Genomic DNA, 18,722 nt, shown 5'->3' with positions numbered 1-18,722 from the left:
CCGAGAACCCGGGCGTCTACACACGCGTCTCGGAGGTGCTGCCGGCACGCTTCTGAGCCGAGGGATACGAGAACGGGCGGCCACCCCCTGGAATCAGGGGTGACCGCCCGCCGTCCGATCAGCGCGACCGGCCCTGGGCTCGTCGTGGATGGCGCGTCAGGCGTGGTCCTCGCCCTGCGTGCGGGCCGGCACATCGGTGAGCCGGTCCGTCTCATCCTGTATCTCAACGGCGATCTTCTTGAGTTCCGGCTCGAACTTACGTCCGTGGTGGGCGCAGAAGAGCAAGTCACCTCCGCTGGTCAGGACGACACGCAGGTATGCCTGGGCGCCGCAGCGGTCGCAGCGGTCAGCGGCCGTCAGGGGGCTCGCGGGGGTCAGAACAGTAGTCACGTCGCCTCTTCTCTAGCTCGACGAGCTGTCGTACCAGGGTCAACATCCAACCAGGCCGAAAACGTTCCCGCTCGTGGCTTTTCCTTGAAACTTCTTCCCAAGGTGGCTGTCTGCTGCCGGTTGGCGGCGAATGAGCCGTATTGCGTCGCTCTACGGATTTCGCGTTGCTTGTGTCGGTTAGCCCTCCCGGCTTGGTTGCCGGTTGTTCATGAGGACGTGCCCGGAGCCTAAATGGTTCATGCCTGGAAGGGAACGTGATGTTCGCGTCACCCCATCGAGGGATCGAACATCCATGCGACGCTGGACTAGCATGAGGATTGGGGGAGGGTGGCGTTACAACGGCTCTACCAGGCATCGGTACCCTCTGAGCGGTGACCGAGGCCGGGCCCTACCCCACGGGGCCAGATTTCAAATTCAGCGAGGAGCGAACCGCGTGACCGCCGAGACGTCCGTGCCGTCCAGTGCGCTGCTGACCGCAGACCGTGACGGTTCCAACTACACCGCGCGGCACCTGCTCGTACTCGAAGGGCTCGAAGCGGTCCGCAAGCGCCCCGGCATGTACATCGGGTCCACCGACAGCCGCGGCCTGATGCACTGCATCTGGGAGATCATCGACAACTCGGTCGACGAGGCCCTGGGTGGCTTCTGCGACCACATCGAGGTCATCCTCCACGACGACGGATCCGTCGAGGTCCAGGACAACGGCCGAGGCATCCCGGTCGACGTCGAGCCGAAGACCGGACTCTCCGGCGTCGAGGTCGTCATGACCAAGCTGCACGCCGGCGGAAAGTTCGGCGGCGGTTCCTACGCGGCCTCCGGTGGTCTGCACGGCGTCGGCGCCTCCGTGGTCAACGCCCTGTCGGCCCGCCTCGACGTGGAGGTCGACCGGAACAGCGCGACCCACTCGATCTCCTTCCGCCGCGGTGTCCCCGGCATCTTCACCGAGCAGGGCCCCGACAGCCCCTTCGACCCGGCCAACGGCCTCATCAAGGGCAAGCGCGTCCCCAAGACCCGCACCGGCACGCGCATCCGCTACTGGGCGGACCGGCAGATCTTCCTCAAGGACGCCAAGCTCTCCCTGGAGACGCTCCACCAGCGCGCCCGGCAGACCGCCTTCCTCGTCCCCGGCCTCACCATCGTCGTCCGCGACGAGCGGGACCTGGCCGGCGTCGGCAAGAGCGAGGAGACCTTCCGCTTCGACGGAGGCATCAGCGAGTTCTGCGAGTACCTCGCGCAGGACAAGGCCGTCTGCGACATCCAGCGCCTCACCGGCCAGGGCACCTTCAAGGAGACCGTCCCGGTCCTCGACGACCGCGGCCACATGACCCCGACCGAGGTCACCCGTGAGCTCGCCGTCGACGTCGCCCTGCGCTGGGGCACCGGCTACGACACCACGGTCAAGTCCTTCGTCAACATCATCGCCACCCCCAAGGGCGGCACCCACGTCTCCGGCTTCGAGCAGGCCATCACCAAGACGGTGAACGAGGTGCTGCGCTCGGCCAAGATGCTGCGCGTCGCCGAGGACGACATCGTCAAGGACGACGCCCTGGAGGGGCTCACCGCCGTCGTGACGGTCCGCCTCGCCGAGCCGCAGTTCGAGGGGCAGACCAAGGAGATCCTCGGCACCTCCGCCGCACGCCGGATCGTGGCGAACGTGGTGGCCAAGGAGCTCAAGGCCTTCCTCACCTCCACCAAGCGGGACGCCAAGGCGCAGGCCCGCGCCGTCCTGGAGAAGGCCGTCGCCGCCGCGCGGACCCGGATCGCGGCCCGCCAGCACAAGGAGGCGCAGCGCCGGAAGACCGCGCTCGAGTCCTCCTCGCTGCCGGCGAAGCTCGCGGACTGCCGCAGCGACGACGTGGAGCGCAGCGAGCTCTTCATCGTCGAGGGAGACTCGGCCCTCGGTACGGCCAAGCTCGCCCGGAACAGCGAGTTCCAGGCCCTGCTGCCGATCCGCGGCAAGATCCTCAACGTCCAGAAGTCGTCCGTCTCGGACATGCTCAAGAACGCCGAGTGCGGAGCGATCATCCAGGTCATAGGAGCGGGCTCGGGCCGCACCTTCGACATCGACGCCGCCCGCTACGGGAAGATCGTCCTGCTCGTCGACGCCGATGTCGACGGCGCCCACATCCGCTGCCTGCTGCTGACGCTCTTCCAGCGGTACATGCGGCCCATGGTCGAGGCCGGCCGGGTCTTCGCCGCGGTGCCGCCGCTGCACCGGATCGAGCTCGTCCAGCCCAAGAAGGGCCAGGACAAGTACGTCTACACGTACTCGGACAACGAGCTGCGGCAGACCCTCCTGGAGTTCCAGCGCAAGGGGGTCCGCTACAAGGACTCCATCCAGCGCTACAAGGGTCTCGGCGAGATGGACGCCGACCAGCTCGCGGAGACCACGATGGACCCGCGCCACCGCACTCTGCGCCGGATCAACATCGGCGACCTGGACGCGGCGGAGCAGGTCTTCGACCTCCTCATGGGCAACGACGTGGCGCCCCGCAAGGAGTTCATCACCGGCTCGGCGGCGACCCTGGACCGCTCGCGCATCGACGCCTGAGCAACTCCACCCGTGGGTGGAGCCCAGCGCTCCACCCACGGGCCGATCACACGATCGCCCACTCTCCGTAGCATTGAGGTGTCGGAGGGGGACGGACATGGGCGAGAAGCGTGATCCGGGATTCGCGGATACGAGGACGAGGTCGAGGACCGGACCGGGGGCAGGGACAGCGCCGGGGCCGCGGGCGACGGAACGGGCAGGGGCGGGGAGCACGGCGGCGCACGGGCCCTCCTGGCGTTCCTGGCCCTCGCGGGAGGCGCTCACCCGCGTCGGTGTGCCCCGGGGGCGAGTCGTTCTCGACCACACCATGATCGCGAGCCTCAGCGTCCTGGTGGTGACCGGCTGTTACACCTCGGGAGCGTTCGACGGCTGGTACGCGCCCTTGCCTCCGCTGGGCTTCGGGCTCTGTCTGGTGGCGGCGCTCCGGTACCACCACACGACCCTGGAGAACCGCCTGGCGGCCTCACTGGGACTGCTCGCGGTGATCACTCTCTGCGGCCTGGGAGCCTATGCGGCAGGTGCCCCGACGTCTGCGACGGTGCTCTGGATCGGCGTCTCGGTCATGGCGATGGAACGGCTGCCGCTTCCCGCCGGGCTGGCCACCGTGGCGGTGCTCGTGGCCGGCTTCGTGGAGGCCGACGACACCGGGATTCTCGGGGCCGGTGTCACCACGGCGGCCGTGCTGCTCGCCGGCTACTCGCTCCGGCTGGACGCCGAGGCGCGGGGTGCCGGGTTCCAGCTGCTCGCTCAGGAGCGGCTCGCCCGGGAGGCGGAGGCCGCGTCGGCGGCGCTCGCCGAGCGGGCCAGGATCGCCCGGGAGATACATGACGTCCTCGCCCACAGTCTCTCCGCCCAGATGGTGCACCTGGAGGTGGCACGGCTTCAGATCGAGGCCGGGGCGGAGCGGGCGGAGATCCTCAAGCTCGTGACCTCGGCCCGTTCCATGGCCAGAGAGGGGCTCGCCGAGACCCGGCACGCGCTCTCGGCCCTGCGCGGGGACATGGCGCCCGTCGAGGACTACCTGCGGGAGCTGGCGCGCGAGGACCGCGCCGAGGTCGACGTCACCGGTGAGCGCCGGGACCTGCCCGCCGAGGCCTCGCAGGCGGTGCGGCGGGTCGCGCAGGAGGCGCTCACCAATGTCCGCAAGCATGCGCCGGGGGCGCGCACCAGGATCCGGTTCGCCTACGGGACGGACGAGATCTCCCTGGAGATATGCGACTCCGGGCCACCCCGGACGGACGAAGGCCTCCGGGTGGGGGAGGAGCTCGGGTCCTCCGGCTCCGGGTACGGACTGCTCGGCATGAGAGAGCGGGCCGAACTGCTCGGCGGCAGCCTGGACGCGGGGCCCGAGGGAGCCGGGTTCACGGTGCGGCTGCGGGTGCCGGCATGAGCGCCGCGGGCCGCGACCGCGTCGCGCGCGTCGTCGTCGCCGACGACCAGTCCGTGGTGCGGGAAGGGATCGTGATGCTGCTGGGCCTGCTTCCGGGGATCGAGGTCGTCGGGTCGGCCCGGGACGGGGAGGAGGCGGTCGCGCTCACCGCCGAGCTCGGTCCCGACGTCGTCCTGATGGATCTGCGGATGCCCCGCTGCGACGGCGTCGAGGCCACCCGCCGGATCCGCGACCTGCACCCCGGGACGGAGGTGGTCGTGCTGACCACCTATGCCGACGACGACTCGCTGTTCCCGGCACTGCGGGCCGGGGCGCGCGGATATCTCACCAAGGACGCCGGCGGTGAGGAGATCGAGCGGGCCGTGCGGGATGTGGTGGACGGGCGGGCGGGACTCTCCCCCTCCGTGCAGCGGCGACTCCTCGAGCGACTGATCGACAGGGAGGAGCGGGATCAGCGGGATCAGCGGGACCAGCGGGACCAGCGGCAGCACGGGGCCGCTGAGGACGGGCGGGCCGAGCCCGGTGCCAGGGACGAACGGGGTGGCCGGGGCGAGCAGGGTGGCCGGGATGAGCCGGGCGGCCTGGCCGGGCGGGATTCCGGGGGTGCCGGGCAGGGACGGGACGGGTGGTCCGAGCGGTACGGGACCGGGCCAGGCGCTGGGCTCGGGGCTGTGGGTGGTGATTCCGGGGTGCCGCGAGGGAGTTCGGGTGGTTCGGGCGGGCCCGGGGTCGATGGGCTGACGGAGCGGGAGACGGAGGTGCTCGTGCTGGTGGCGGACGGGCTGTCCAACCCGGAGATCGCCGGGCGGCTGCGGATCTCCACGGCCACGGTGAAGACCCACATCAACAACCTCTTCGCCAAGACCGGGGTGCGCGACCGGGCGCAGGCCGTGCGGTACGCATATCAGCACGGTCTGGTCAGGGCACCTGGGAGGAGAGTCACCTGATGGGGTGAAGTCAGGAGGGAGAAGAGTCCGGGATCTTCCCGCTCTGTCCATCCTTGGGCACGCGGCCGAAACGGTTCGCTGACAAGGAGAGTTGGCCGGTGGAGCAGGTGGACAAGCAGGAGGGGCGCGACGCTGCGGCGATGGCGGTCGACGACCCCTGGTACGACGCGACGGCCTCCGGCTGGGGCGAGGAGAGCGCGGCAGAGGCGCCGGGTGACGGCCGCCCCGGAGCGGTGCCGCGACAGCGGGTCCACAGCGCGGCGGAGATCTATCTGGAGGTCCAGCGGAGCCCCGCCTTCCAGGAAGTGCGCCGCCGCTACCGCCGGTTCGTCTTCCCGGCCACCCTGGCGTTCCTCCTCTGGTACCTCGCCTATGTGGTGGCGGCGACCGCCGCGCCCGGGCTCATGGCCCGGCCGGTGGCCGGGGTGGTGAACGTGGCGATGGTCGCGGGGCTCGGGCAGTTCCTCAGCACCTTCCTGCTGACCTGGGCGTACGCGCGGCACGCGCGGCTGCGCAGGGACCGGGCCGCGCTGGAACTGCGCTGGGACACCCAGGAGATGACCCGAGGGGTGGTGCAGCCGTGACCGGGGACCACCAGACGCTGGCGCTCGTGCTGTTCAGCGTGTTCGTCGCCGTGACCCTGGCGATCACCACCTGGGTGAGCCGGCGCCGGCACGGATCGGCGGAGGAGTTCTACGCCGGCGGGCGGCTGTTCTCGCCGCTGGAGAACGGGTTCGCGATCGCCGGGGACTACATGTCCGCCGCCTCGTTCCTCGGCATCTCCGGGCTGATCGCGCTCTACGGCTACGACGGCATGCTGTACTCCGTCGGCTTCCTCGTCGCCTGGCTGGTCGTGCTCCTGCTGGTCGCCGAACTGGTCCGCAACTGCGGGCGGTTCACACTGGCCGACGTCGTCGCCGCGCGGATGGCCGAGCGCCCGGTGCGGGTCGCCGCCGGAACGTCCTCGGTGGCCGTCTCCGTGCTGTACCTGGTGGCCCAGATGGTGGGGGCCGGGAGTCTGGTGGCGCTGCTGCTCGGCGGTTCCAGCGAGGCGGCGCGCTCCTGGACGGTGATCGGCGTGGGCGCGCTGATGGTGATCTACGTGTCGCTCGGCGGCATGCGGGCCACCACCTGGATCCAGATCGTCAAGGCGGTCCTGCTCATGGCGGGCACGATCGCGCTCACCGTCCTCGTGCTGCTCCGCTTCCACGGCGATGTGAACAGCCTGCTGTCCACCGCGGCCGAACGCAGCGGGCACGGCCTGGGCTTCCTCGCCCCCGGGCTGCGGTACGGCGGGGACTGGACGGCCCGCCTCGACTTCATCAGCCTCGGCCTCGCCCTCGTCCTGGGCACCGCGGGACTGCCGCACATCCTGTCGCGCTTCTACACCGTGCCGACCGCCCGCGCCGCCCGTCGCTCCGTCGTCTGGTCCATCGGGCTCATCGGCAGCTTCTACCTGATGACGATCGTGCTCGGCTTCGGCGCCGCCGCGCTGATCGGCCCCGACGAGGTCCGCGCGTCCAACGCCTCAGGCAACACCGCCGTGCCGCTGCTCGCCCTCGACCTCGGCGGCGGCGCGGGCTCCACCGGCGGCACGGTGCTCTTCGCGATCGTCGCCGCCGTCGCCTTCGCGACCATCCTCGCCGTCGTCGCGGGGATCACGCTGGCCTCCTCGGCCTCCGTCGCCCACGACCTGTACGCCTCGCTGCGCCACCGGCACGCGAAGCAGTACAGCGAGGTCGCGGTGGCCCGGGTCGCCGCCGCGGTGATCGGGGCGGCCGCCATCGGCCTCGGGCTGCTCGCCCGCGACCTCAACGTCGCCTTCCTCGTCGGTCTGGCCTTCGCCGTAGCGGCCTCCGCGAACCTGCCGGTGCTGCTCTACTCGCTGTTCTGGCGGAAGTTCACCACCCGGGGCGCGGTCTGGTCGGTGTACGGAGGTCTGATCCCCGCCGTGCTGCTCGTCCTGGTCTCCCCGGTGGTCTCCGGCAGCCCCGAATCCCTCTTCCCGGGCGTCGACTTCCATCTCTTCCCGCTGCAGAACCCGGGGGTGGTCTCCATCCCGCTCGGCTTCCTGGCCGGATGGATCGGTACGGCCACCTCGTCCGAGCCGCCCGACGAGGCCCGGCACGCGGAGACCGAGGTCCGGGCCCTGACGGGCGCGGGCGCCGTCTGACCGCCGGCCTGGGACCTGACCGGCGCCGGTGCCCGTGCCGTTCGACCGTCGGTGCCCGTGCCGTTCGACCGTCGGCGCCCGTGCCGTTCGACCGCCGGTGCCCGTGCCGTTCGACCGTCGGCCTCCCCGGGCGGGGCGTCAGCCGCCGGCCCGGGAGCTCGCCCAGGCGTACCGGTGCTCGGGGCGGCCCGTCTCCCCGTACCGGAGGGAGAGGCGGACCCGGCCGGTGCGTTCCAGGAGCTTGAGGTAGCGCTGCGCGGTCTGGCGGCTGACGCCGGCCCGCTCGGCGATCTCCTGAGCGGACAGCGGGCCGCCGGCCGCGAGCAGTACCTGCCGGACCAGCTCGGCCGTGGTGGGGGAGTGGCCCTTGGGCAGGTCGGGGGCGACGGTGCCGGCCGACAGGACGCCGAAGATCCGGTCCACCTCGGCCTGCTCCGCCTCGCCGCCGCTCTCCAGGGTGCGGCGGAGCGTCGCGTACGCCTCCAGCTTGGCGCGGAGCCCGGCGAAGTTGAACGGCTTGACCAGGTACTGGAGCGCGCCGTGCCGCATCGCGGACTGCACGGTGGCCACGTCACGGGCCGCGGTCACCATGATCACGTCGCACTGGTGGCCGCGCGCGCGGAGTTCGCGTACGGCCGTGAGCCCGTTCTCGTCGGGCAGGTAGTGGTCCAGGAGGATCAGGTCCACCGGCCGGGCGTCCAGGGCGGCCAGCGCCTCGGCGGTCGAGTGGGCGGTGGCGACGACCCGGAAGCCGGGCACCTTGGCGACGTAGGCGGCGTTGATCCGCGCCACCCGCTCGTCGTCGTCCACCACGAGTACGTCGATCATCGCGACGCCTCCTCGGAGCGCTCCGGGGCCCGTTCCGGCTCGGTGGTCTCGGGTTCGGTCAGGGCGTCCGGGAGGACGACCGTGAACACGGCGCCGCTCTCCGGGCCGTCGCTCACCCCGGCCGTCCCGCCCCGGCGCTCGGCGAGCCGGCGCACCAGGGGGAGGCCGAGTCCGCGCTTCCCGTGGGACGGGAGCTCCTTCGTCGTCCAGCCCTCGGTGAAGATCAGCTCGCGGCGCTCCTCCGGGACGCCCGGGCCGCTGTCCGAGACCCGCAGCACTACCGTACGGCCCTCGGCGCGGAAGGAGACCTCGATGCGGGCGCCGGGGGTGCCGGCGACGGCGTCCAGGGCGTTGTCGACGAGATTGCCGACGACCGTGACCAGTTCGCGGGGGTCGACGAGCCGGTCCGGCAGCAGCGAGTCGGGTGCGAGCCGCAGTGAGACGCCGCGCTCGGCGGCCACGGTCGCCTTGCCGACCAGGAGCGCGGCGAGGAGCGGGTCGTGGACCTTCTCCGTGACCTGCTCGGCGGTGGCCCGGTGCACGCCGACGACCTCCGTGACGAACTCCACCGCCTCCTCGTGCATCTCCAGCTCCAGGAGCCCGAGGAGGGTGTGCAGCCGGTTGGCGTGCTCGTGGTCCTGGGCGCGGAGCGCGTCGATCAGGCCGCGGGTGGAGTCGAGCTCGCGGCCGAGGCGTTCCAGCTCGGTGCGGTCGCGGAGGGTCGCCACGGCGCCGCCGTCGTCCGTGGGCATCCGGTTGGCGATGAGCACCCGGTGCCCCTGGACGGTGAGCAGGTCCTCGCCGGTGACGCGGCCCGCCAGGACGTCCGCCGTACGACCCCCGCCGAGGACCTCGTCGAGCGGCCGGCCCGCCGCCTCGGGGCCGAGACCGAGGAGCCGCTGGGCCTCGTCGTTCATGAGCCGCACGGAGCCGTTGCGGTCGAGGGCCACGACGCCCTCCCGGATGCCGTGCAGCATGGCCTCGCGCTCGGCGAGCAGCGCGGAGATGTCGGAGAAGGCCAGGTCGTGGGTCTGCCGCTGGAGCCGCCGGGAGATCAGGTACGCGGCGAGCGCCCCGGCCGCGAGCGCGCCGCCCGCGTAGGCGAGGAGGCCGGGGATCGCGGCCAGGAGCCGGTCGCGGACGCTGTCGTACTCGATGCCGACGGAGACCGCGCCGACGATCCGGCCGTCCGCGTCCCGCAGCGGCGCCTTGCCGCGCGCCGAGCGGCCCAGGGTGCCGCTGTCGATCTCCATGACCTCGTGCCCGGCGAGGACCTCGCTCGGGTCGGTGGAGACGACCCGGCCGATCTGGGCGGGGTCGGTGTGCGACCAGCGCACCCCGCGCGTGTCCATGACCACGACGTACTCGGCGCCCGTGGACGCCCTGATCCGCTCGGCCTCCGTCTGCACCGGGCCCCGCGCGGAGGGCCGGCTGCCGGTGAGGTCCGCGGCGAGCCGGGGCGACGCGGTGGTCCCGGCGATGGCCAGGGCCCGCCGCATGGCCTGGTCGTCGAGCTGGGCGCTCAGCGGGGCGAGGAAGAGGCCGGTGGCCAGGACGGTCACACCGGTCGCGATGGCCAGCTGCATCAGCAGGACCTGGGAGAACACCCGCTGCGGCCACCCGAACCGCCGACGGCGCGCGCGGGGGCGCGGGGGGCTGCTCTGTGCGGGGCTCATGCCCGAAAAGGTAAACGGCGGCGAGCCGTGACCGGAAATGGTGACGGAACGGGCGCCTATTCTGGGGGTTTCCCACGCCGGGGCCCACGCCCGTGGGAGCCGAGGAACCCGTGGGACCCGAGGAACCGGAGGCACGTCCCTTGACCACGCAGCAGATCCCCGTCGTCGTTCTCGCCGGGTTTCTCGGGGCCGGGAAGACCACGCTCCTCAACCACCTGCTGCGCAGCGCCCGGGGGACCCGTATCGGAGTCATGGTCAACGACTTCGGGGACATCGGCATCGACGCGATGACCGTCGCCGGGCAGGTCGGCTCCACTGTCTCCCTCGGCAACGGCTGCCTGTGCTGCGCCGTCGACGCGGGCGAGCTCGACGAGTACCTGGAGGTCCTGACCCGGCCCGAGTCCCGGCTCGATGTGATCGTGATCGAGGCGAGCGGGCTCGCGGAGCCGGAGGAGCTGGTCCGCATGGTGCTCGCCAGCGAGAACGAGCGGGTCGTGTACGGAGGGCTGGTGCAGGTCGTCGACGCGTCCGAGTTCGCGGCCACCCGGCAGCGGCACCCCGGGACCGACCGGCACCTCGGCCTCGCCGACCTCGTCGTCGTCAACAAGGCCGACCGGGTGGCCGCGGACGAGCTGCGGAGCGTACGGGAGACGGTGGCCGGGCTCGCCGGGCGCGCCGCCGTGGTCGAGGCCTCGCACGGGCGCGTCGATCCCGAGCTGCTCTTCGACCGGGTCGTGCCGGAGGGGGAGATCGAGGGCCAGATGTCGATCGAGGACATCCTGTACGGCTCCGAGGACGACGGTCACGCGCATCCGCACGCGGCCTACGAGAGCCTGTCGGTGACGGCCTCGACGCCGCTGCACCCGCGCCGTCTGATGGCCTTCCTCGACTCGCGGCCCGAGGGCCTCTACCGGATCAAGGGCTTCGTCGACCTCGGCCCCGCCGACCCGGCCAACCGCTACGCCGTGCACGCCGTCGGCCGTTTCCTGCGGTTCTACCCGGAGCCCTGGCCGGCCGGCGAGGCACGCCTCACCCAGCTCGTCCTGATCGGCTCCGGCGTCGACGCGGCCGCCCTGCGCAAGGAGCTCGCCTCCTGTGAGCTGAACGGCCCGCAGGACGCCCCCGACGAGCACAGCATGTGGGGCGTCCTGCGGTACGTACAGCGGTCCGAAGAGGACCCGGAGGCGTCCTAGACGGCCGGGCCGGCCACCACCTCGACCGGCTTGGGCAGCGGGGTGCCCGAGCCGTCGCGGCGCGGGTCCGGGTCCGGGAGGTCCACCGGCGCACCCGTCTTCTGCGCGGCGCGGGCCGGGGTGGCGCCCGCCCAGGCCAGGATCAGGACGTCCTCGCCCTTCAGGAAGCGCTGGCAGCGGACACCGCCGGTCGCGCGGCCCTTGCGCGGGTACTGGTCGAAGGGGGTGAGCTTCGCCGAGGTGCCCGCCGAGGCGTCCAGGGTGCCCGTGGAGCCCGCGACGGTGAAGACGACGGCGTCCGCCGCCGGGTCCACGGCCGTGAACGAGATCACCTCGGCGCCCGCGGTGAGCTTGATGCCCGCCATGCCGCCCGCCGGGCGGCCCTGGGGACGCACCTGCGAGGCCTGGTAGCGCAGCAGCTGGGCGTCGGAGGTGATGAAGACCAGGTCCTCCTCGCCGGTCCGCAGCTCCGTCGCGCCGACGATCCGGTCACCGTCCTTGAGGGTGATGACCTCCAGCTCGTCCTTGTTCGCCGGGTAGTCCGGCACCACGCGCTTCACCACGCCCTGGAGCGTGCCGAGGGCGAGGCCCGGCGAGGACTCCTCGAGGGTGGTCAGGCAGACCACCGTCTCGTCCGCCTCCAGCGAGAGGAACTCGGACAGCGGCGCGCCGCCCGCGAGGTTCGGGGCGCTCGCGGTGTCCGGCAGCTGCGGCAGGTCGATCACCGCGATCCGCAGCAGCCGGCCGGTCGAGGTCACCGCGCCGACGTCACCGCGCTGGGTCGCGGCGACCGTCGAGACGATGACGTCGTGCTTGGCCCGCTTGCCGTCCTCCGCCGACGGGAGGTGCTCGGTCACCGTGCGGGCCAGCAGGCCCGTCGAGGAGAGCAGCACCCGGCACGGGTCGTCCGCGACCTCCAGGGACACGGCCGCGACGGGCGCGCCGGCCGACTCGAGGAGGACCGTCCGCCGGTCCGTGGCGAACTTCTTGGCGACCGCGGCCAGCTCCGCCGAGACGAGCTTGCGCAGCTCCGCGTCGGATTCGAGGATGCCGGTCAGCTCGTCGATCTCGCCGTTGAGCCGGTCGCGCTCGCTCTCCAGTTCAAGCCGGTCGAACTTGGTGAGGCGGCGCAGCGGGGTGTCCAGGATGTACTGGGTCTGGATCTCGCTGAGCGAGAAGCGCTCCATCAGGCGCTCCTTGGCCTGCGCGGAGTTCTCGCTCTCCCGGATGAGCCGGATGACCTCGTCGATGTCGAGCAGGGCGACCAGGAGGCCCTCGACCAGGTGGAGGCGGTCGCTCTTCTTCGTGCGGCGGAACTCGGAGCGGCGCCGGACCACCTCGAAGCGGTGGTCGAGGTAGACCTCCAGGAGCTCCTTGAGACCGAGGGTGAGCGGCTGCCCGTCGACCAGTGCCACGTTGTTGATGCCGAAGGACTCCTCCATCGGCGTCAGCTTGTAGAGCTGCTCAAGGACGGCCTCGGGCACGAAGCCGTTCTTGATCTCGATGACCAGGCGGAGGCCGTGGCTGCGGTCGGTGAGGTCCTTGACGTCCGCGATGCCCTGGAGCTTCTTGGAGCCGACGAGGTCCTTGATCTTGGAGACGACCTTCTCGGGGCCGACGGTGAAGGGCAGCTCGGTGACGACGATGCCCTTGCGGCGGGCCGTCACGGTCTCCACGGTCGCGGTGGCGCGGATCTTGAAGGAGCCGCGGCCCGACTCGTACGCGTCCTTGATGCCGGAGAGGCCGACGATCCGGCCGCCGGTCGGCAGGTCGGGGCCGGGCACGAAGCGCATCAGCGTCTCGAGGTCGGCGTTCGGGTGGCGGATCAGGTGGCGGGCGGCCGCGACGACCTCGCCGAGGTTGTGCGGGGGCATGTTGGTCGCCATGCCGACGGCGATGCCGGACGCGCCGTTGACCAGCAGGTTCGGGTAGGCGGCGGGGAGCGCCACCGGCTCCCGCTCCTGGCCGTCGTAGTTCGGCGCGAAGTCGACCGTGTCCTCGTCGATGGACTCGGTCATGAGCAGCGCGGCCGGGGCCATCCGGGATTCGGTGTACCGCATGGCGGCCGGCGGGTCGTCGTTGCCCAGGGAGCCGAAGTTGCCGTGGCCGTCGACGAGCGGGAGGCGCATGGAGAAGGGCTGCGCCATGCGGACCATCGCGTCGTAGATCGACGCGTCGCCGTGCGGGTGGAGCTTGCCCATCACCTCGCCGACGACGCGGGCGCACTTGACGAAGCCGCGGTCGGGGCGGAGCCCCATCTCGCCCATCTGGTAGACGATGCGGCGCTGCACGGGCTTCATGCCGTCGCGGGCGTCGGGGAGGGCACGCGAGTAGATCACCGAGTACGCGTACTCGAGGAAGGAGCCCTGCATCTCGTCGACAACGTCGATGTCGAGGATTCGCTCCTCGAACGCGTCGTCCGGCGGCGGTGTCTTCGTGCTGCGGCGGGCCATCGCGGCTGCGGCTCCTTCACCAACAAGGTTGATCTGACGCGGACCATTGTGGACCGTGCCACCGACAACGCCGACCGCGACCCGGAAGAGGGACATCACGAAGGCCCGGGAACTTCGCCAGGTGTCGGCGCGCTTGCATACAGTGGCAGGACTTTTTCACATCGCGATCGAAGGGACGTACATGCCCATGGGTCACACGGCCACGGCCGAGGCCGGCTCCGGCGGCCTGACAGCGACCGAGCACCGGTTGGCGAACGGCCTGCGCGTGGTGCTCTCCGAGGACCACCTGACCCCGGTCGCCGCGGTCTGCCTCTGGTACGACGTCGGCTCGCGTCACGAGGTCAAGGGCCGCACGGGCCTCGCCCACCTCTTCGAGCACCTGATGTTCCAGGGCTCGAAGCAGGTGCACGGGAACGGCCACTTCGAGCTGGTGCAGGGTGCCGGCGGCTCGCTCAACGGCACGACGAGCTTCGAGCGCACCAACTACTTCGAGACCATGCCGACGCACCAGCTGGAGCTCGCGCTCTGGCTGGAGGCCGACCGCATGGGCTCGCTGCTCGCCGCGCTGGACGACGAGTCCATGGAGAACCAGCGGGACGTCGTCAAGAACGAGCGCCGCCAGCGCTACGACAACGTGCCGTACGGCACCGCCTTCGAGAAGCTGACCGCCCTCGCCTACCCGGAGGGCCACCCCTACCACCACACGCCGATCGGCTCGATGGCCGACCTGGACGCGGCGACCCTGGAGGACGCGCGGAACTTCTTCCGCACGTACTACGCCCCGAACAACGCCGTGCTGTCCGTCGTCGGCGACATCGACCCGGTGCAGACCCTCGCCTGGGTCGAGAAGTACTTCGGCTCCATCCCCGCCCACGACGGCAAGCCCGCACCGCGCCCCGGCGACCTGCCCGAGGTCATCGGCGAGCAGCTGCGCGAGGTCGTCGAGGAGGAGGTCCCGGCGCGCGCGCTGATGGCCGCCTACCGGCTGCCGCACGACGGCACGCGCGCGTGCGACGCCGCCGACCTGGCCCTGACGGTCCTGGGCGGCGGGGAGTCCTCCCGCCTGCACAACCGTCTGGTCCGCCGCGACCGTACGGCCGTCGCCGCGGGCTTCGGCCTGCTGCGGCTCGCCGGCGCGCCCTCGCTCGGCTGGCTGGACGTCAAGACCTCCGGGGGCGTCGAGGTCCCGCAGATCGAGGCGGCCGTCGACGAGGAGCTCGCCCGGTTCGCCGCCGAGGGCCCCACGCCCGAGGAGATGGAGCGCGCGCAGGCCCAGTTGGAGCGCGAGTGGCTGGACCGGCTCGGCACCGTCGCGGGCCGCGCCGACGAACTGTGCCGGTTCGCCGTGCTGTTCGGCGACCCGCAGCTCGCCCTGACCGCCGTCGACCGTGTCCTGGACATCACCGCCGAGGAGGTGCAGGCGGTCGCCGCGGCCAAGCTGCGCCCCGACAACCGCGCGGTGCTCGTCTACGAGCCCCTGGCGACCGAGCAGAGCGACCACGCCGACGGCGATGACGAAGAGGGAGCGGACCAGTGACCGACGCCGCCGCGTCTTTGACGAGCATGGACTTCCACCCGCAGCCCCAGCCGGGCACCGCGAAGCCGTGGGCCTTCCCGGCCCCGGACCGGGGGAAGCTGGACAACGGTCTGACGGTGCTCACCAGCCACCGCCCCGGCCAGCAGGTCGTGGCCGTGGAGATCTTCCTGCCGGCCCCGCTGGACGCCGAGCCCGCCGGGCTCGACGGTGTCGCGACCATCATGGCCCGCGCGCTCTCCGAGGGCACCGGCGAGCACAGCGCCGAGGAGTTCGCGGCCGAGCTGGAGCGCTGCGGCGCCACGCTCGACGCGCACGCCGACCACCCGGGCGTACGGGTCTCCCTGGAGGTCCCGGTCTCCCGGCTGCCCAAGGCGCTCGGCCTGCTCTCCGAGGCCCTGATCGCCCCGGCGTTCCTCGACACCGAGGTCGAGCGGCTCGTGCGCAACCGTCTCGACGAGATCCCGCACGAGACGGCCAACCCGGCCCGCCGCGCCGCGAAGCAGCTCTCCAAGGAGCTGTTCCCGGCCGAGTCCCGGATGTCCCGGCCGCGCCAGGGCACCGAGGAGACGGTCGCCGCGATCGACGCCGCCGCCGTCCGCGCCTTCTTCGAGGCGCACGTCCGGCCCGGCACGGCCACCGCGGTGGTCGTCGGCGACCTGACCGGCGTCGACCTGGACAAGGTCCTCGCCGAGACGCTGGGCGCCTGGACCGGTGAGCCGGCCGAGCCGCTCCCGATGCCGCCGATCACCGCCGACGACACCGGACGGGTCGTCATCGTGGACCGTCCCGGCGCCGTGCAGACGCAGCTGCTCATCGGCCGGATCGGTGCGGACCGGCACGACCGCGTCTGGCCGGCCCAGGTCCTCGGCACGTACTGCCTCGGCGGCACCCTGACCTCGCGTCTGGACCGGGTCCTGCGCGAGGAGAAGGGCTACACGTACGGCGTGCGGGCCTTCGGCCAGGTGCTCCGCTCGGACGCCGAGGGGAACGGCGCCTCGATGCTCGCCATCAGCGGGTCCGTCGACACCCCCAACACGGGTCCGGCGCTGGACGACCTGTGGAAGGTGCTGCGCACGCTCGCGGCCGAGGGTCTCACCGACGCCGAGCGCGAGACGGCCGTGCAGAACCTGGTGGGCGTGGCGCCCCTCAAGTACGAGACGGCCGCCTCCGTCGCCGGGACGCTCGCCGACCAGGTGGAGCAGCACCTCCCGGACGACTACCAGGCCGAGTTGTACGCGCGCCTGGCCGAGACCGGCACGGTCGAGGCGACGGCCGCGGTGGTCAGCGCCTTCCCGGTGGACCGCCTCGTCACGGTGCTCGTCGGCGACGCGGCGGAGATCGCGGAGCCGGTGCGCGCTCTCGGCATCGGTGAAGTGACCGTCGTGACCGGCTGATTCCGGCCGGCGGACGGCAACAGGAGGACCCCGACGGCCTAGTTCGTCGGGGTCCTCCGCTTTGTCCGTATTGCAAGGAAGGGTGATCGTTTGCCCTGTGGCATGTCTTACAAAAAGCGTGTCTGGTTGGTGATTGAAAGACGATCGACATAGCGTCGGTGCGACTGTTCGTCAGTTGCACGTGCCGCACCCGCGGCATCGGACAGTCATCGCCGAGTCCCCGTCAGGCGCGAGCCTGGGGAGCCGGGGACCCACACGTAGTCCCTGGGGTGAATCGGGCGCCTTCGTCTCGACGGAGGGGCTCGTAGGAGACCTTCCTGCTCCGAACCCGTCAGCTAACCCGGTAGGCGAGAAGGAAGGAAAGGATCAGCCTCTCCATGGCGTTCACCCGTGCCACCGGGAAGCATCGTGGTCCGAGCCGGATGGCGCGCCGCAGCGCGGGCATCGCCGGCGTCGCGACCATCGCCACCACCGGCGTCATCGGAACCCTCGCCTCCCCGGCGCTCGCCGCCGACACGGACAAGCACTCCGTCGAGGACACCGGCCTCACCCAGGTCATCACCGAGGACTCCCTCGTCGACCCGATCAACGCGCAGGCCGCCGCCCAGGAGCAGGAGGCCGACGAGGCCATCGCCAAGGCCAAGGCCAAGGCCGAGGCGAAGCGCAAGGCCGAGGCCCGCGCCAAGGAGATCCGCCTGGAGCGCGAGCGCGCCGCCCGCGAGGCCGAGCGCCGCCGCCTGGCCTCCTTCCAGGCCCCCGTCGCCGGCTCGTACGTCTCCACCGGCTACAAGACCGGCGGCTCGCTCTGGTCCTCCGGCAGCCACTCCGGCATCGACTTCCACGCCGCCTACGGCACCTCGGTCGTCTCCGTCGGCTCCGGCACCGTCGTCGAGGCCGGCTGGGGCGGCGCGTACGGCAACAACATCGTGATCCGGATGAACGACGGCACGTACACCCAGTACGGCCACCTCGCCTCCATCGGGGTCTACGTCGGCCAGACCGTCGAGCCGGGCCAGCAGATAGGCATCTCGGGCTCGACCGGCAACTCCACCGGCCCGCACCTCCACTTCGAGGCGCGCACCAGCCCCGACTACGGCTCGGACATCAACCCCCTCGCGTACCTCCGCGCCCGCGGCGTCAACGTCTGACCGACCCCGCCGCGCACCGCGTCGCAAAAGCCCCGGCTCGTACGGAGCCGGGGCTTTTCGCTGACCAAAAGACATCCATGGATTCCGCTGGGGCATCGGAAATTCCGGCGCACTGCAATAGAGTCGCAGATCGGGCGCAGAACAGGCGCCGAAGGAATTGACTCGCGCGGACCAAGGCGGAGGTCGGACATGCGCATTCCCGCGCACTCGGTATGCACGGCGATCCGGGACGACATCGTCTCCGGCGTGTTCGAGCGGGGCAGCCGGCTGACCGAGGAGCAGCTCGCCCGCCGGTACGGGGTCTCCCGCGTCCCGGTCCGCGAGGCGCTGCGCACCCTGGAGTCCGAGGGCTTCGTCGTCACCCGCCGCCACGCGGGTGCCCATGTCGCCGAGCCGACCGAGCAGGAGGCGGCCGATCTGCTCGACATGCGGGCGCTGCTCGAACCGCTGGGGGCCGCACGGGCGGCGCAGCGGCGCACCGAGGCCCACCTGAAGGTGCTGCGCGGCCTGGTCAGGCTGGGGCAGGAGCGGGCCAGGCGCGGGCAGGGCGAGGATCTGCGCTCGCTCGGCGGCTGGTTCCACGAGACGCTCGCGCAGGCCTCGGGGAGCCCGGCCCTGACGGCGCTGCTCACCCAGCTGCGGCACAAGATCGCCTGGACGTACGTGGTGGACCAGCCCGCCCAGCCGGTGGAGGCCTGGGCCGAGCACGGCGCGATCGTGGACGCCGTGGCGCGCGGTGACGCCGAGCGGGCGAGGTCGCTGACCGCGCTGCACGCGGAGCGTTCGATGGTGCTGCACCGGCTCAAAAGCCCGGGGCGCGGCGGTGTGAGGGTTTCGCAACATGCCGTCAACACGGCGAGTGCCCGGAATTAACGCGCACACCGTATACAAAGAATAGGCATTCGGCCGCGTCTTTTGTGCTGCCCGGAAATAGGTGTGGGGGAATGCGAATGGCCGTGGGGGGCCGGCAAAACGGGGGCCCCGCCCCAAGGGGGGACGGGACGGGGGAATAGGGAAAGGGGGGGGGGAGTATAAAAAAAAA

General features: G+C 71.7%; 14 protein-coding genes and 1 riboswitch. Of the genes, 10 read left to right on the top strand and 4 right to left on the bottom strand.

Going from position 1 to position 18,722, the window contains the following annotated elements; genetic code table 11:
• Positions 1-156: 156 nt before the first annotated feature.
• A complete protein-coding gene (locus ACWGN5_RS35585) occupies positions 157-390 on the bottom strand; it encodes a DUF7455 domain-containing protein (RefSeq protein WP_017237643.1) in 234 nt (77 codons plus the stop codon).
• 433 nt (positions 391-823) lie between these two features.
• Between ACWGN5_RS35585 and ACWGN5_RS35580 the strand changes: the two genes are divergently transcribed.
• The 5 genes from ACWGN5_RS35580 to ACWGN5_RS35560 all read left to right on the top strand — a co-directional run bounded on the left by ACWGN5_RS35580 (position 824) and on the right by ACWGN5_RS35560 (position 7,451).
• Positions 824-2,941: a DNA gyrase/topoisomerase IV subunit B gene (locus tag ACWGN5_RS35580; protein ID WP_453522547.1), complete on the top strand. Its 2,118-nt coding sequence runs from the start codon at positions 824-826 to the stop codon at positions 2,939-2,941.
• A 307-nt stretch (positions 2,942-3,248) separates the two neighbouring features.
• Positions 3,249-4,331 carry a sensor histidine kinase gene (locus ACWGN5_RS35575; protein WP_453522546.1) on the top strand — a complete coding sequence of 361 codons (1,083 nt, stop codon included), beginning with the start codon at positions 3,249-3,251 and terminating at the stop codon, positions 4,329-4,331.
• The gene (locus ACWGN5_RS35570) at positions 4,328-5,278 is read left to right on the top strand and encodes a response regulator (protein WP_453522545.1); all 951 of its coding nucleotides are present in this window, start codon (positions 4,328-4,330) and stop codon (positions 5,276-5,278) included. The genes ACWGN5_RS35575 and ACWGN5_RS35570 overlap by 4 nt, the downstream gene beginning before the upstream one ends.
• A 107-nt stretch (positions 5,279-5,385) precedes the next feature.
• Entirely contained in the window at positions 5,386-5,862 is a 477-nt protein-coding gene (locus ACWGN5_RS35565) for a DUF485 domain-containing protein (RefSeq protein ID WP_453522549.1), read from the top strand.
• Entirely contained in the window at positions 5,859-7,451 is a 1,593-nt protein-coding gene (locus ACWGN5_RS35560; RefSeq protein ID WP_453522544.1) for a solute symporter family protein, read from the top strand. Before ACWGN5_RS35565 ends, ACWGN5_RS35560 begins: the two co-directional genes overlap by 4 nt.
• Before the next feature lie 138 nt (positions 7,452-7,589).
• Here the strand turns inward: ACWGN5_RS35560 and ACWGN5_RS35555 are convergent, their stop codons facing one another.
• On the bottom strand, positions 7,590-8,279 hold the full coding sequence (locus ACWGN5_RS35555; RefSeq protein WP_453522543.1) for a DUF7342 family protein: 690 nt from the start codon (positions 8,277-8,279) through the stop codon (positions 7,590-7,592).
• A complete protein-coding gene (locus ACWGN5_RS35550) occupies positions 8,276-9,955 on the bottom strand; it encodes a sensor histidine kinase (RefSeq protein WP_453522542.1) in 1,680 nt (559 codons plus the stop codon). The genes ACWGN5_RS35555 and ACWGN5_RS35550 overlap by 4 nt, the downstream gene beginning before the upstream one ends.
• A gap of 140 nt (positions 9,956-10,095) precedes the next feature.
• Between ACWGN5_RS35550 and ACWGN5_RS35545 the strand changes: the two genes are divergently transcribed.
• The gene (locus ACWGN5_RS35545; RefSeq protein ID WP_453522541.1) at positions 10,096-11,148 is read left to right on the top strand and encodes a CobW family GTP-binding protein; all 1,053 of its coding nucleotides are present in this window, start codon (positions 10,096-10,098) and stop codon (positions 11,146-11,148) included.
• Here ACWGN5_RS35545 and ACWGN5_RS35540 read toward each other — a convergent pair.
• Positions 11,145-13,601, bottom strand: coding sequence for a DNA gyrase/topoisomerase IV subunit A (locus tag ACWGN5_RS35540; RefSeq protein WP_453522540.1), 2,457 nt, complete (start codon positions 13,599-13,601; stop codon positions 11,145-11,147). The two genes, ACWGN5_RS35545 and ACWGN5_RS35540, sit on opposite strands and share 4 nt — an antisense overlap.
• A 181-nt stretch (positions 13,602-13,782) precedes the next feature.
• Here ACWGN5_RS35540 and ACWGN5_RS35535 point away from each other — a divergent pair, with 181 nt between their 5' ends.
• The 4 genes from ACWGN5_RS35535 to ACWGN5_RS35520 all read left to right on the top strand — a co-directional run bounded on the left by ACWGN5_RS35535 (position 13,783) and on the right by ACWGN5_RS35520 (position 18,553).
• Positions 13,783-15,138: a M16 family metallopeptidase gene (locus ACWGN5_RS35535; RefSeq protein WP_453522539.1), complete on the top strand. Its 1,356-nt coding sequence runs from the start codon at positions 13,783-13,785 to the stop codon at positions 15,136-15,138.
• A 26-nt stretch (positions 15,139-15,164) separates the two neighbouring features.
• Complete coding sequence (locus tag ACWGN5_RS35530; RefSeq protein WP_453522548.1) at positions 15,165-16,532, top strand: M16 family metallopeptidase; 1,368 nt, start codon at positions 15,165-15,167, stop codon at positions 16,530-16,532.
• A gap of 200 nt (positions 16,533-16,732) precedes the next feature.
• A riboswitch (cyclic di-AMP (ydaO/yuaA leader) is annotated at positions 16,733-16,897 on the top strand.
• A gap of 12 nt (positions 16,898-16,909) precedes the next feature.
• Positions 16,910-17,680, top strand: a complete 771-nt coding sequence (locus ACWGN5_RS35525; RefSeq protein ID WP_453522538.1) for a M23 family metallopeptidase — start codon at positions 16,910-16,912, stop codon at positions 17,678-17,680.
• Between the two features lie 189 nt (positions 17,681-17,869).
• Entirely contained in the window at positions 17,870-18,553 is a 684-nt protein-coding gene (locus tag ACWGN5_RS35520) for a GntR family transcriptional regulator (RefSeq protein WP_453522537.1), read from the top strand.
• The last annotated feature ends 169 nt before the right edge of the window (positions 18,554-18,722 follow it).

The organism is Streptomyces sp. NPDC055815, from assembly GCF_053616475.1.
This window is presented reverse-complemented; position numbering and strand designations above follow the sequence as displayed.

What these genes read in the sequence shown, in the direction of transcription:
- ACWGN5_RS35575 (WP_453522546.1), top strand. Translation starts at nt 3,249, where the DNA reads ATGATCGCGAGCCTCAGCGTCCTGGTGGTGACCGGCTGTTACACCTCG.
- ACWGN5_RS35570 (WP_453522545.1), top strand. Translation starts at nt 4,328, where the DNA reads ATGAGCGCCGCGGGCCGCGACCGCGTCGCGCGCGTCGTCGTCGCCGAC.
- ACWGN5_RS35555 (WP_453522543.1), bottom strand. Translation starts at nt 8,279, where the DNA reads ATGATCGACGTACTCGTGGTGGACGACGACGAGCGGGTGGCGCGGATC.
- ACWGN5_RS35550 (WP_453522542.1), bottom strand. Translation starts at nt 9,955, where the DNA reads ATGAGCCCCGCACAGAGCAGCCCCCCGCGCCCCCGCGCGCGCCGTCGG.
- ACWGN5_RS35540 (WP_453522540.1), bottom strand. Translation starts at nt 13,601, where the DNA reads ATGGCCCGCCGCAGCACGAAGACACCGCCGCCGGACGACGCGTTCGAG.
- ACWGN5_RS35535 (WP_453522539.1), top strand. Translation starts at nt 13,783, where the DNA reads ATGCCCATGGGTCACACGGCCACGGCCGAGGCCGGCTCCGGCGGCCTG.
- ACWGN5_RS35530 (WP_453522548.1), top strand. Translation starts at nt 15,165, where the DNA reads ATGGACTTCCACCCGCAGCCCCAGCCGGGCACCGCGAAGCCGTGGGCC.
- ACWGN5_RS35525 (WP_453522538.1), top strand. Translation starts at nt 16,910, where the DNA reads ATGGCGTTCACCCGTGCCACCGGGAAGCATCGTGGTCCGAGCCGGATG.
- ACWGN5_RS35520 (WP_453522537.1), top strand. Translation starts at nt 17,870, where the DNA reads ATGCGCATTCCCGCGCACTCGGTATGCACGGCGATCCGGGACGACATC.